Consider the following 14,368-nt stretch of genomic DNA (forward strand, 5'->3'; position numbering starts at 1 on the left):
GGATATGTATCCCCACATGAATATTATAAAAATAAAATTTCAGCTTAGCTTGAAATTTTGAGAAAACTTTAGAATGAGTAACTTTAGTCCAGATAGCGGGGAGCAATCCGAGGATGTTTTTCACTTCATCGAAAAAACTGATAATTAAATTTAAAATTAATCATTTGGTAAGAAGTTTATTTAGGCACATTGAAAAAATAACAGGTCAGTATGATAGTAGATTCGACTTGTTATTTTCTTTCATGTGCCTAATATTAATAAATTTATATATGATTTTAACACTGCATTAAAATTTGAGGTGGTGGATTTGGATTTACATTAGGATTAACCACTGATAACTCAGGATATATCAATAGTATGAATAAAACAGAAGCTGATATATATGTTGAAGATACATTAAGAAAAGATGATTTTAAGTATGACAAATGTATTAAAAAAGTTTTAGAAATTGAAGGAAAAAGATAAAAAATTTCTATAATAGAGTAAGGAGTGTTTTTATATGGACTTAAAAAAGTTAAATCCCAAAAGTAGATTTAGTAATTGTGGTGAAACATATGATAAATATAGGCCAAGCTATCCAAAGGAAATAATTGATTTTTTAAATGAGGCTATTGGACTTAATGAGGTTTCTATTATTGCTGATATAGGTTCAGGAACTGGTATTTCAACTAAGATATTTTTAGAAAATGGAAATACTGTTTATGCCATTGAGCCAAATAAAGACATGAGAGAAGTAGCAGAAAAATCATTTGAAGCTTACAGCAACTTTTATTCTATTGATGGCGAATCTGAAACTACTAATTTACAATCAGAATCCATTGACATCATTGTAGCTGCACAGTCATTTCATTGGTTTGATCCTGTACCAACAAAGAATGAGTTTCTAAGAATACTTAAACCTAATGGTTCAGTTGTATTATTGTATAACATAAGAAAAAATTCAAATGAGTTTATGGATAAGTATTTAGAACTTATAGGAAAGTATGGAGAACAGTATAGTAACCAATCTAGGGATGAGACACCAAATAATTTTTTTGAATCAAAAACTGTTCATGAAAAAATCTTACACAATCCTCAAATAGTTGATTTTGATGGATTAAAAGGCAATTTAGTTTCATATTCTTATATTCCTAAAGAAAGTGATTCTAGGTTTATACCCATGATAGAAGAACTTAAAACTTTATTTGATAAATATAATAAAAATGGAGAAGTGATTTTAGAATATGATACTTGTATTAGTTACTGCAAAATGAAATGATAAATACTCAAATTATCTTTAGTGGCTGCTACACAACTGACTAAATAGTCAGCTGGGTAGTAGTCTATATATTTAATTTTTATGTTTAATATACAGGGTAGATGCTACATATTGATTATGTATTTTTAATATAGAAAGGATTTTATTTAACATAGTAGCATCTTTTAAACAATTCTTATGAGGTACAATAGCATGTACATCTTTTAACTTATTAATTATTAAATCAATGAGTTTGTAATATGAATCAGGATTTGAGAAATCTAAGTCTTTAGGATAATCAAAATCTTCTGGATGTAACATTATTGAATTCAAATGTAATTTAAGAGAATCAAGTTCTTCACTTAAAATAGGATCATCCTTAATGCTTTCTTCCATTTCTCTAAAAGTTCTTCTAACTTGCCATGGAGAATCAAGTGGAGGATAAGTGTTGTAATTATGCTCTTTTTTCCATATTTCAAATTTTTCACTATTGAATTCAATGCCATATTCTCTTACATTAAACCTTTCATATGTTTTTTCATCTTCAATTAATGTTTGTTCTTCATCATTAAGATTAATGTGACTTAAAGATTTATTTGATTTTACATAAGGACAATAAGATGCTATTTCAGAGATTTTATTTTTAGAAGCATTCTTGTAATCTTTTGTGTTTCTAGGTTGTCTGAATTTATTAAGATTGTTTTGGAATTCAGTGTTTGTAATTCTCTCAACTTTATCATTGGAATTATTATGAACATAGGGCTTATTCAGATTTTGATCTACTAATTTAATAAACATAGCCTGCTCCTTAATTATATATTTATATGTTTATAGTATCGTATAAACCTAAACTGCCTTAAATATTCTATAAATGGTAATTATAATTAAAATAAGTCTACTTAAGCATAGGAAGTAAAAGAGAAGGAAATAAGGAATTAATATAAAAATAAACTAAGATAAAAACTCTCCTTCTAAAAAATTATATGTTAATTGATTAGTGCATATAATTAAGAAAGTTCCATCTGAAGCTAAGAGTCTCTTGATAGAAGGAACTACTGATAAGTCTTATTAAGTGACAAGTTAGTGTGCTAGTATATTTCGTGTCATGCTGAGTTAGTAATATTAGCACATAGCCTGTGTACCTACTTGTATTGCATGAAATATACATGGCATCTTACCTAAGATATTCAAGATGTCTACTTTTTCATGATTATATTCTGGGAAAATTTGTTAGATATCCATAAATTCATATTTAAAGTATACATAATTAAGAGTCAGTTAAGATATGTTTGATAAAATGTATTATATAAACAAATTTGATAAATAGGATATAAAATGGTAAATAAAATATGGTATATTTATAATATAAAGTAAATATATCAATACATAAGAGGTGAAATATGGACAGAAGAAAGAGATTAATAGAATCAATAGTACATTCAGTAATAATAATGATTTTATGGGTTGTTATAACAAACCTACTACTTACAAAAGCTAAGAATATATACTTGCTTTTATTCATAGGAATTTTGGGGTTAATATATTCAATACTTTATATTAAAAAACCTTATAAAAAGGATGCACTAATACTTAATAGCTGGATAGAATTAATAACAGTTGTTTCCTTAGGAATATTAATAGGACAAGCTATAAAGTTATCAAATATAGTAGGAATTATAATAGGTATTTCAGTTTATGATGTGGTTAGTTTTACTAAAAAAGGTAAGAAAACCTTAAATGCAAAGGTAATGAATAACAAAAACCTTATGGCGAAATTTATTGTGTATGGGGTAAGTCTTAAAGATAGGTCTCCAGTACCAACAAAAGGAGTAGGAGATTTCTTTTTTTACACAATTATAGCATCAGGTGTATATAAATTTTTAGACCCCGTGATAGCAATAAACAGTTTAATTATGATTTTTATAGGCTGCTTAATTAATTATTTGATTGTATGTCATATATATAATGAACCCGGATATAAAGGATTGCCAGCAACACCTATTCCATTTGCTCTAGTGCTAGGAATGATCATGGTTCATTTCATATAACTTATTAGATGCCTAATCATTTTAATTCCAATTGTTTTTGTATATTATAAGCTACTAAATTTCCTTGAATACTGATTTGAAAAAATATAATTACAAATTTAAATTAGTATACAAATATAAGAAATATTAGTTATTCTTATAAGAGGTATCAATAAGCAATTTAGGCACATTTAAAGGTATGTTATGTAATAATTAGCATACCTTATTTTTAATTTACAGGAAAATATAAGTTTTTTTGATTCTAAAATGCTGATAAAACCCAGAATTAGAGAGATTTTTGAACAGTGATAAAATCTTTTTTTCTCCATCCCTTAGACCTCCTAATCATCTTAAAACTATTTTACTTTGTTTGAGTAAACATTGTTCATTGTAATTAGGGGGACTATAGGAAGCTTCTTAGGAAGATTTCTTAAGTAAAGAATATTTTTAAGGAAACCTGTGGTTTTCAACCTCAACTTGTCAATAGCCACTATAAACTTGTTACTTAAAAATGGCTTAGTAACTTTTGGTCTGTAATAAAATATAATTGTTTACAGGAAAAATAATGGTGTAATTTTACTGTAAATATTTATATGCAAATTTCAAAATAATAGTTAGGGATAGAAGATTAATCAAAAAAATTCCTGGGAAATAATGTAATAAAAGTAATAAAGGGCTCTATGAGAAAGTATATTTTAAAAATTAAAGGCTTATTTTCTATAACTTGTTTCTTTCAGTTGGTGATTTCTGCTCTTGGGGGTGGATGGGCATTTGTACTACAATACATGGCGGATTTAGCTACAGGTGGAGATATGAATAAGTTTCTCTGATGGCTACCAACTGTAAACAACTCCATCCTCTTATAAGGTAGATAACAGTTGCTACGCCCCTAGATTAACTCATCTGAAGGAAGATTCCTTCTATTAAGGGAATGTTTTTTTTGTAGCTTATTATGCTTTAAGTTTTATAATTGATTTGTTGCTGGTAATATTCAAAACTGTATACAATTAGTAACAGTTTAAATATATTATTTATTTTTATTGGGTACAAGACGTTCAAGGATTGTATCCCCTACAAGTAACATAACTATAGTTATAGTAAAATAGCTTATAGTATTTAATCCTTTTAGATATTTATTTGCAATAAATATTACAAAATAATACCAAACAAGAGTTAGAAATAGTCCGAGAATATTTTTTTTAGGCTTCATTTTTACACACCTTCATTTTTTTCTATTATATATGTTTCATTAATAACATCATATTTATATTGTCGTAATATATGAACAGCACTTATTCTAAATGAATAAACTTTATTGAACCATATATACATCATAAAATATTTGGAAAATTAAATAAAGTTTAATTTGAAAAACCATAGTAGTCAATAGCAAGTTTTGAAGGGATATTTATTTCAAAGAGGAAGTTAACAAATTATATTGAATATATAAAGTGTAGGGAAATAAACTAGAGGGCATTCACTAAAAGTCATTTATTCTTTAATGTTTGAGAATATAGAAATTACTATAATTAATATAAGATTATAAAGACGGAATTAAACTTTATTTTATCAAAGGTTAATTTAAATATAGGAAGAAAAAGAACTACTAACATTGATGAGTAAATATACTTAATAAATTAAAAGCCTAATATCAATAAAGATATTAGGCTTGTTTTTGTGGAATATATTACAAAATATATTTGAAAGATATTGAAATTCATTATCAACTATGTTATTATATGGTAGTAAAGTAAATTTAAAGGGGGGAACCAATATGAAAAAAGTATTATCTGTTTTATGTATTGCAGTAATGTCACTGAATCTTATAATGCCAACTACTTCAGTATCGGCAAAAGAACATAGCATTAAGACAGAAATAACTAATCCAAATGATAACCTTATGGTAACAGAAGATGACAAGGGGATAACGGTAATAGACAGAAATCTATTAAATTCTAAATTCTCAATAGAAGATTTAGATGATGATGAGATAGTTTCAAGAATGGCAAGCTATAAAGTAAAGAATATACAAAATCTTGGAGAGTATATTGATTACAGTACAGTTTATCAAACTTTATCAGGAGCATCAGGAATAACTTTAAATTTAGGGCTACAAAAGTCTATATCTGCTTCTGTTACAAGCACTTTTGGAGTTAGTAAATCAGACATATCTTCCTCAGTTGGGTTTAATGTTTCTAAAAGTTATTCAGTAAGCTATGGTGGATCATATACAGTTCCTTCAAATGTTAGTAGAGCTGTACTAAAAGCTCATCCATTATATGAAAAATATGAATATGGAATATATTTAAGAGGAAAGATGGGTCTTCCTGATACAAGGATGGAGACAGGTTATGCACTTAAGCCAATAGGAATTCATTATAGTAAAGAATTTAGATAATTATTGGAGAAATACTTAATGAAGAAAAATACTTTAATTATAACCCTGATTATTATATCTACAGTAAATCTATTTTCCCCAGAAATAAGTAAGTCTTTAATATCAGTTAATACCATATTTAATAATGAAGATATAGCTTATTATATAGCTATAAATTCATATTCTAGATCTCTAAATGCAATATATATTGTTATAAGTTTAGCTACACTTACAATATATATTAAATCTAGCAAGAATAATATTTTTTAGCTAGGATTCAATAATAAATGCTATTCCAACTTAAATAAAGGTTGTCTCAAAATGGAATTATATTTCTATTTAAGACAGCCTTTATTGTTGTGGTTAATTATCAGGGTGCAAACTAAATTTCAATGCAAATTTTGTCTTATTTTGCATATTTTTATTTTATTTTCTATACACTGATTTGACAATAAAAATACGAGATAAGGAGTATGCTTTTATTAAGGCACATTCAAAAAATTAAATTTAAAATCTATGGATAACTTTATTAAGTGTTGAAACATATGGAATTGTTAAATAAATTGAGAATTTATGATTAACAATTGAAAATTGAAGGATAAATCTTCTTAGAAAGATTTTAAAAATAAAAAATATAATTAGAGAAAATCTGTGATTTTCAACCCAAACTTGTCACTTTTCACTTATAACTTGTCACTAAAAGAGGGCGTAGCCACTTTTTCCTAAAATGACAGAGAACATATAAAAATTATATTAGGCACATTCAAAAAAATAATAAGTCAGTATGCTAGTCTATTTTATGTGCCTTATAGAACAAATTGAGGTGAAATATTATGAGAAAAATTAATGCTTTAGTTAAATATGAACTTATTAATTTAAAAAGAGGAAAACTTTTATGGGTTATGGCTATTTTGTATATATTTGGAATTGAGCAGTGTATAAGTGCCATGTTTACATTTGGAGAAAATTCTTTAACATTAGTTAAATTAATTCAAGTTTCTTGGTTACCATTAAATTTCATAATGATACCACTTATGCTTTTAAGCATGAAAATTGGAGAAAATGATGATGAACTGTTTAAGACAATGAATATTTCTCTTAAAGAAACAATGATGGGGAAGATTCTTACTCTTATTATTGTAGATATTATAATATTAGCACTTAATTTAGGAGTAGCTATTATAATAGCATTAATAAATAAAGTATCTATGGAGTATTTTTTATATCAGATTATAGGTTATATAATAAATACGGTTATTTGTCTAATAGTTTGTAACTTTTTAGGGCTATTAATAGGAGAAACCTTCAGTAAATATGCTGGATCTGTAATAGGATTTATAGCTATAATTATATCTTTTGTAATACTATGCAACTTTTATAAAGTTTCAAATGATATACTTCCTGTTATGGATATAAATGTTATGACAAGTAAATTTGATGTTATTGCTTATGATAAGAGATATTTATATCACAATTTATTTTGGGTAATAATGTCATATGTATTCTTCCAATTAATATTAATACATAGGTATTGGCAAGAAAATAAAAGACAAGCTTTATTTAAATTAGAAGGTACTTTAGTTATATCAATTGCTCTTTGTGCATTTTTAGGAGTAAATGTGTATTCTATGAATCCTAAGTATTATGATATACATTTAAGAGATAATATAACAAATGGTAAGTACACAAATGACAACCATGAAACATTTTTTGGCAAAGAAGACTCAGGATATTATGTAGATAAATATAATATGGATTTAACTATAAACGATGGTATTGAAAATTACTGTTCAATGGAAATAAAAATAGATAAGGATAATATAAATTCTTTAGAATTAGGATTATATAAAGAACTTACCTTATCTAAAGTAGAAGTAGATAGCCAAACAGTAGAATTTGAAAGAACTAATAATAGTTTTATAATTAATCTTCCAAGAGAATACAAAAAGGGAGAAACTATAAAGGTAAATACACATTATGCTGGGAAAGTTAATACAGTATGGACACAAGGAAAACAATTATTCTTTATAAGAAACAATTGGATGTTTTTAGGAAATGTATTTGAGTGGTATCCAAAGTTAAATGATAGTAGAGTGAAAGAATATAATTTAGATATAAAATTCACTGGAGAAAATAAAATATATTCTAATTTAGATGGTGAAAGTACTTTAGGACAATGCAATTTATCAGGAAAAGATAGTGATATCTTTTTAGTAAGAGGTAATGTAAAAGAGAGACAGTATAAGGGATATCTTATAGTGGGCAATGAAGAAATAATCAGTAATGATAAAGAGTGTGATGGATTAATAGATATGATTGAACGTGAAAACTTAAAGGAAATAAAAAAGATAGTGTCTTCACCCTTTGTTCCAGGTGCAACTAAAGGTAAAATGGACAAACCTTATGAAAAAGGTTATTTATATTTAAGAGAATAGGTAGAAAAGGAGAATAAATATGCTTAATTTAAAAGTAGATAATTTAAATTATAACTATGGTAAAGTACAAGCTCTTAAAGATGTTTCATTTCATGTAAATGAAGGACTAATAGGCGTTTTAGGAGCAAATGGTGCAGGTAAAACCACATTAATGAAGTTATTAACCACATTATTTTCAATACAAAGTGGAGAAATTTGCTTAAATGATTTAAATTATAAAAAAGATTTAAATAAGGTTAGAAATAATATAGGATATTTACCTCAGAACTTTTCTACCTATGGAAATATAAAAGGAAGAGAATTTCTAGAAGTTATAGCAAATTTAAAGCTAGATTGTGATAAGAAAACTATAGACAATCATATAAATGAAATAGTTGAAAAGCTTAATATGAAGGAATATATAGATAGGAAATTTAAAGAGTATTCAGGAGGGATGAAACAAAAATTAGGTTTTGCTCAAGTGTTAATTGGAGATCCAAGGTTAATAATAATTGATGAGCCAACAGTTGGATTAGACCCTGAACAAAGAAATACCATTAGAGAGCTTTTCCCAGTAATAAGTAGAAATAGAATTGTACTAGCAACAACCCACATAGTTGAGGATATTGAATACTATTGTAATTATTTATTGGTAATAAATCATGGAGAATTAATATACAAGGGAACAAAAGAAAATTTCATAAAAGAAGTAGACGGATTGTTATGGGAAGCAGATGTTGATACTGAAACTTTAATAAAGATAACAGAAAAGAACCTAGTTTTAACCACAATATATAATGAAAAAAGTTGTCATGTAAAATATGTAAGTAATAAGCCTTTAACAGATAACTCAGTAAATGTTAAGGTAAATCTTCAGGATGCTTATATAATTCATAATAAAACCCATGTTAAGGCACATTCAAAAAAATAATAGACCAGTATGCTTGTTTATTTTCTTTCATGTGCCTAATTCAAATCACAAAAAAGGTTAGAAATGTTCATATAAAATATAGCACCTATTAATCTTTATATTTAATATGATAGCTATTAAGGTACATTCAAAAAATAATAAGTCAGTATTCTAGTATATTTGACTTTTAAATTTCTTTTATGTACCTAAATAAAATGAAAGGGATAAATTTTATGATTAAGTTTTATTTAAAGATACAAAATAACATGATTACTAAAAATTTATTATATATAGTAACTTTGTTAGTATTAATTTTTAATGTTATAATACGAATTTTTCCAAGAAAGTTTATTAATATTTCCATTGAAGATAACAGTCTTAAAATAATTCCTTATAAATTATATACTTACTGTGATGTATATCTTTTAATATTGTTTATAATATTAATATTTTTCTTTTTAGGCACAGATTTTAAAAACAGTATGGAAGAAATGACTTTAGCTATAGGAGGAAGTAATACCAATAAATTTATGGCTAGAAAATTAATATCAATACTCTCTCTTTATGTTGTTTTATATTTAGTATCATTTGTTAATATATACACTCTACATATTAAATTAGCAAATCATAATAATATATTCGTTCCACTAAAAGAAATAATTTTTTATTCCATAACTACAAATATTTTTATCATATCTTTAAGTTTGTTTATATTGTTTTTATCAAGAGATATAGCAGTAAGTACAACTATAATTACATCCTATTACTTAATTGAAGAAGCTCTATGGAAATGTAAGGTAACACAGGGAAAAGGAATATTAGGTCATATTTATCAATACTATGATTATGAAAGTGGGGAATTATTTAAAGTTAGAATTGTATATATTATAGTATCAATTATATTATTGTTTATAACATATAGAATGAATCGTCATTCAAGGAGTAGGTTTTTTGCAAATCTGAATATTAAATAAGTTAATCTAGGATTGTAGCAGCTTGTTAACCAATACATTGTAAGTAAATAGGGCTGTTACAGGTGGCAGCAATTAGATAAACAATTAAAAGAAATTGTCAAACATACAAATGTTTTTGCAAAATTATCCCCAAGTCAAAAGGCAAGAATAATTTCAGCATTAAAAGAAAATGGAAATGTAGTTGGATTTATGGGAGATGGAATTAATGATGCTCCTGCAATGAGAAAATGTAGTAGCATTTGCAATAGCACTGCTATATTTACATTTTTGATGAGTAGTTGTAATGGTTCATGTACCATTGGTTTTCTTTATATATTTAATACCAATAATAATTGCTTATATGGCATTAGTTACCGTAGTTAAAAATTATATATACAAAAAATTAAGTTATCCTTATAATATAAATTAAAAAATAAAGAAGAGAAACTATATAAAAATAATTGATTTACCACTAGATTAGACGTGTTTAACTAAACAAATAAAAAAGATTGAATTCTGTATTGTACAGAACTCAATCTTTTTTATTTTGGTTTAATTGTTTATTATTATAATTTCTTAAGATAACTAAGTTCAATCATAATATCAATGATCCTATAAATCAATTACAAACGTTTTTTACAATGAGTTAATATAGATGTTGTAATAATTTATATTCATAAAGTTGATAGAGGAATACTTGAATTGATTATAGATTTTTAATTACAACATATATATATTTAATGTTTCATTGTCATAGACTTAACTATAACATTAGGATAAGTCAATTATTTAATATCCTTAACACTTCATAATCTCTTCTTTTAAGAAGGTGTTAAAATCATCATAGTTCCTCTTTGATAAAATGATATTGTAGCCTAATACTTTTAAATTATGTCCTTTATAACCTTTTCTATATGGAGGATGAACATGATCAAACTCTTGTAACCTAAACTCTAAATTAGAGTAAAACTTAAGTCTTTTAATTGATATATCATCTACTGGAGGATCTATCTCCAAAATTATACACTTATTGTTTTTACAAAATTCCTTTAGTATTTTAGATCCATAATTTCTACCTCTTAGATCAGAAGATATAGCTAAATGCTCAATATATATATAATTGTCCCATTCCCAATAAAATAATATTCCTATTATAGACTCTTCTTCACACACAACTATACAATGATATCTATAATCTTTTAAAATCTCTATTTGATCCTCTATTTTTCTTTGTTCAAATAAAGGAAAACTATTTATATATATTTTCCAAGCTTTACTCCAACAAGTACTTTTCACATCATTCATTCGTATAAATTTCATACTACCTCCTATATTTAAAACCTATAAAGTTTTCTCTAAAATTCATGAGTAATCTCATCTTTTCTTGCATTATAACATAAAGTTTTAGACATTTTAAATGCTTTAAATGCTGAGAAAAAAGTATTAATATTGGTAAAATTATAAAAGTATATATTTGGTTAATATTATTTTTGTACTTAAATTATCATATAAAAGTATCTAAATATATGTTTTGAATTCTAAACCTGTAAAGTCAGTAATAAATTAAAAGTTGTGGTTAACTGCATACGTTTTAACATTATAAATTAGTAAGTTATAGATTTCAAATTACAAGTTTGGAAAGTTATAGGATGTTAAAGTGGCTATTATAGCATAAATTGGTGTTGTTCATTGAAAATATATACTTTTTTTATGGATATCTTGGTATAATTTAATGTATATATTATTGAAGGAATTTCAATATATACATTAAATTACTATGACTATAGAAAGGTGTATTGCATTATGAAATTAGAAAATAAGGAAGTAAAGGTAGAAAAGAAACGTTCTAAAAAATGTTTCATAGCTATGTTTCTATGTTTTGAAATTGTGTTTACAGTAATATCAGCACCTATCCTGATATTTTATGGACCATTTGATAATCTGAAGAAAACCGTTGTAGGTACTGCAATGGCAACATATAAACATAAATATTTGGCCACCATGTTCTTATCTCAGGAAAACATAGACGAGATATTAAACAAAAATCAAAAAGGAACAGAAAATGTTGTTAAGGAGCAAAATATAGATGATATAGATATAAAAGAAACCACTAGCTCTGGAATTCAACTAGAAAAAATACAAGGTAATAGATTTAATGGGTACATGCTTATTGTAAAGAATTCCTTAAAGGTGAAAGTTGGATATAGCAGTAAGCTTAGAGTTCAGGGAGAAAAAACCACTGAAATAGCAGCATCTCTTAAGGCATTAGCTGCAATAAATGCTGGAGGATTTGAAGGTGGAATAAATACAGGAACAGGGGCAGTTCCATCTGGACTTCTTATGTCAAAGGGAAAGGTTGAATTTAAACCTGAATGGCTAGAAGATGATGAAAAATCTCCATCAATAATGGGTATTACAGAAAAAGGAGTTTTGGTAGTTGGAAGCTATAGCTTAAATGAATTAAAAGCAAAAGGTGTTACAGATGCTGTTGCTTTTGGTCCAGTTTTAGTAGTGGATGGAGAACCTCAAATAAAGGATGATGGAAGTCAAGGATGTAATCCAAGAACTGCCATAGGACAAAGGAAAAATGGAGAAATGCTTTTACTGGTTATTGAATCAAAAAGCAGTGCCATTAGAGAAGGGGCATCAATTAAGGAAGTTCAAAACATTATGATGCAGTATGGAGCACATAATGCTGTAAATCTGGATGGCGGAGCATCCACAGCTATGTATTACAAAGATGAACTTGTCAATGAGCCATCAAACCCATTAGGGGAAAGAACAACAGCTTCAATTGTGTATGTTGAACCATAGAGGAGAGTGGAAAATGACTAAATTGAAATTACCTAAAATGAAATTAAAATTTGTTCTTATAGGGATTGCACTATCCCTAATAGTTCAATGTTCAATATATATGTATTTGGACAAGTATAGATATGCTGAAGAAGATACTTTTAAAATAGAAAAGATAGAAGTTGCAGAAGAAAAGGAAGAAAAAATAGATATACCAATACCTTCAGATGCAAAAGATGTACAACTATCTCATGATGGAAAGCATATGTCATATTTTATAGATAGTGAATTTAAAATTGTAAATACTTTAACTGGAGATGTAACTTTTTCAGAAGATAAAGAGGGCAAATGTTTTTATAAGTGGGTTTCAGATAGTAATAGATTATTTATAGCAGAGAAAGATAGTAGAAATCGTAAGATAGATTTTTTCTCATATGATGTTAAAAATAATAAAAAGAGTGAGGTAACCAATTCAGAAACTAATGAGCCAATATGTATAAATTTAAATGATAGAGAATCAAAGGTTAAGGATATTAAATTATCTACATTAACAAATGCAATTTATGTGGATGTTGAAGATAGCAATAAAAGAAACAGTGTATATCGTATAGATATAAATGTAAATCTAGATAGAATAAAGCTTAAAACTAGTTTAATAGGCAATATAAATGTTTTAAATAGAAATGATGTCCTTGTGTATGAAAATATAGCCAATGAAACCCCTATAGTTTATATTTTAGATAAGGAAGAGGATGAAATATCTAAGAAGATAATTATTAAAAATTTTGAAAACCCAAGGTTATTAAATGTAGATAATGATGACAATATATATATAGGAGAAAGACAAGACGATACAATAACTAAACTATTTATAACAACTAAGGATACTGAATCTAATAAAGGCACATATATTAAGTTAAAAGATCCAGTAGATTATAGAAATTTAATTATAACTAATGATGGGAAAATATATGTAAATAATACTGTAAACAATACTCTAAGAGAAGAGACAAGTGGAAAAGAGATTAAGTATGAAGGAACTATAATTAAAATAAATAATGATGAATTAGTACTTAATAATGGTGGGAATTTAGTAAAGCAAAGCATTAATGAATTATATGAAAGTCAAAAAGATACATTGAAGGAATAGAGAATTGTATTTATAATAAGTCAAACAAATTCTATAGATATCTTGGGGAGAAGTAGTTAAACAGATTGATAATCTGTTAAGGATATTATAGATTTGAAATATATAGATAACTTTGAGGAGCATTTTATATAGTTATAAGTTAAAAAGTTCATTTTAAAACCGTATTGGAGAATTCTGATACGGTTTTTTGTGTTTTATAGGCTATAAAATCTTAGGCACATTCAAAAAAATAACAAGTCAGTATGCTAGTCTATTTTGTGTCATACTGCGTTAGCGATATTAGTCCATAGCCTATGCTATGAACTAGTATCACTTCCTTGTCTGACACAAAATATACATGGCATCTTTGACTTGTTATTTTCTTCATGTGCCTTAAAAGGATAAAAATAAACCTAAAATTTAAATGTAACTTATTATGTATTTTGTTACATTTAAGAGGAAAATGGCAAAGTCCTTGAATAGGAAGGGGTTACCCTTAGTATTTCCACTTAAAATGATAAAATTTTA

The 14,368-nt window shown here is 26.3% G+C and carries 14 protein-coding genes and 1 pseudogene; 11 read left to right on the forward strand and 4 right to left on the reverse strand.

Going from position 1 to position 14,368, the window contains the following annotated elements; translation table 11 throughout:
• Nucleotides 1-499 precede the first annotated feature (499 nt).
• The gene (locus BM119_RS13945; protein WP_090042356.1) at nt 500-1,258 is read left to right on the forward strand and encodes a class I SAM-dependent methyltransferase; all 759 of its coding nucleotides are present in this window, start codon (nt 500-502) and stop codon (nt 1,256-1,258) included.
• Between the two features lie 72 nt (nt 1,259-1,330).
• On the opposite strand, the gene BM119_RS13950 is transcribed toward BM119_RS13945, so the two are convergent.
• Entirely contained in the window at nt 1,331-2,035 is a 705-nt protein-coding gene (locus BM119_RS13950; RefSeq protein WP_090042357.1) for a hypothetical protein, read from the reverse strand.
• A gap of 602 nt (nt 2,036-2,637) precedes the next feature.
• On the opposite strand from BM119_RS13950, the gene BM119_RS13955 reads away from it, so the two are divergent.
• Nucleotides 2,638-3,285, forward strand: coding sequence for a hypothetical protein (locus BM119_RS13955; protein ID WP_090042358.1), 648 nt, complete (start codon nt 2,638-2,640; stop codon nt 3,283-3,285).
• Nucleotides 3,286-3,455: 170 nt separating this feature from the next.
• Here the strand turns inward: BM119_RS13955 and BM119_RS19955 are convergent, their stop codons facing one another.
• The gene (locus tag BM119_RS19955) at nt 3,456-3,593 is read right to left on the reverse strand and encodes a hypothetical protein (RefSeq protein WP_177199433.1); all 138 of its coding nucleotides are present in this window, start codon (nt 3,591-3,593) and stop codon (nt 3,456-3,458) included.
• Between the two features lie 351 nt (nt 3,594-3,944).
• Between BM119_RS19955 and BM119_RS19960 the strand changes: the two genes are divergently transcribed.
• Nucleotides 3,945-4,094 carry a hypothetical protein gene (locus BM119_RS19960; RefSeq protein ID WP_177199434.1) on the forward strand — a complete coding sequence of 50 codons (150 nt, stop codon included), beginning with the start codon at nt 3,945-3,947 and terminating at the stop codon, nt 4,092-4,094.
• A 197-nt stretch (nt 4,095-4,291) separates the two neighbouring features.
• Here BM119_RS19960 and BM119_RS13960 read toward each other — a convergent pair whose 3' ends face one another.
• Nucleotides 4,292-4,474, reverse strand: a complete 183-nt coding sequence (locus tag BM119_RS13960; protein WP_090042359.1) for a hypothetical protein — start codon at nt 4,472-4,474, stop codon at nt 4,292-4,294.
• Between the two features lie 564 nt (nt 4,475-5,038).
• On the opposite strand from BM119_RS13960, the gene BM119_RS13965 reads away from it, so the two are divergent.
• The 6 genes and pseudogenes from BM119_RS13965 to BM119_RS20245 all read left to right on the forward strand — a co-directional run.
• Entirely contained in the window at nt 5,039-5,662 is a 624-nt protein-coding gene (locus BM119_RS13965) for a hypothetical protein (protein WP_090042360.1), read from the forward strand.
• An 18-nt stretch (nt 5,663-5,680) separates the two neighbouring features.
• Nucleotides 5,681-5,911 (forward strand): hypothetical protein, encoded by a 231-nt coding sequence (locus BM119_RS13970; RefSeq protein WP_090042361.1) that lies wholly within the window; start codon nt 5,681-5,683, stop codon nt 5,909-5,911.
• Between the two features lie 563 nt (nt 5,912-6,474).
• Nucleotides 6,475-8,076: an ABC transporter permease gene (locus tag BM119_RS13975; protein ID WP_090042362.1), complete on the forward strand. Its 1,602-nt coding sequence runs from the start codon at nt 6,475-6,477 to the stop codon at nt 8,074-8,076.
• A 19-nt stretch (nt 8,077-8,095) separates the two neighbouring features.
• Complete coding sequence (locus BM119_RS13980; RefSeq protein WP_090042363.1) at nt 8,096-8,986, forward strand: ABC transporter ATP-binding protein; 891 nt, start codon at nt 8,096-8,098, stop codon at nt 8,984-8,986.
• Nucleotides 8,987-9,198: 212 nt separating this feature from the next.
• Nucleotides 9,199-9,939: a hypothetical protein gene (locus tag BM119_RS13985; protein ID WP_090042364.1), complete on the forward strand. Its 741-nt coding sequence runs from the start codon at nt 9,199-9,201 to the stop codon at nt 9,937-9,939.
• Nucleotides 9,940-10,044: 105 nt separating this feature from the next.
• A pseudogene (locus tag BM119_RS20245) lies at nt 10,045-10,164 on the forward strand (HAD family hydrolase); the annotation flags it as partial.
• A 552-nt stretch (nt 10,165-10,716) separates the two neighbouring features.
• On the opposite strand, the gene BM119_RS13995 reads toward BM119_RS20245, so the two are convergent.
• Nucleotides 10,717-11,238 carry a GNAT family N-acetyltransferase gene (locus tag BM119_RS13995; protein WP_090042366.1) on the reverse strand — a complete coding sequence of 174 codons (522 nt, stop codon included), beginning with the start codon at nt 11,236-11,238 and terminating at the stop codon, nt 10,717-10,719.
• Nucleotides 11,239-11,721: 483 nt separating this feature from the next.
• On the opposite strand from BM119_RS13995, the gene BM119_RS14000 reads away from it, so the two are divergent.
• Nucleotides 11,722-12,732 (forward strand): phosphodiester glycosidase family protein, encoded by a 1,011-nt coding sequence (locus tag BM119_RS14000; protein ID WP_090042367.1) that lies wholly within the window; start codon nt 11,722-11,724, stop codon nt 12,730-12,732.
• A gap of 13 nt (nt 12,733-12,745) precedes the next feature.
• On the forward strand, nt 12,746-13,861 hold the full coding sequence (locus tag BM119_RS14005) for an NHL repeat-containing protein (protein WP_090042368.1): 1,116 nt from the start codon (nt 12,746-12,748) through the stop codon (nt 13,859-13,861).
• Nucleotides 13,862-14,368 lie beyond the last annotated feature (507 nt).

The sequence above is a fragment of the Clostridium frigidicarnis genome, assembly GCF_900111985.1.
GTDB classification, from domain to species: domain Bacteria; phylum Bacillota; class Clostridia; order Clostridiales; family Clostridiaceae; genus Clostridium_Z; species Clostridium_Z frigidicarnis.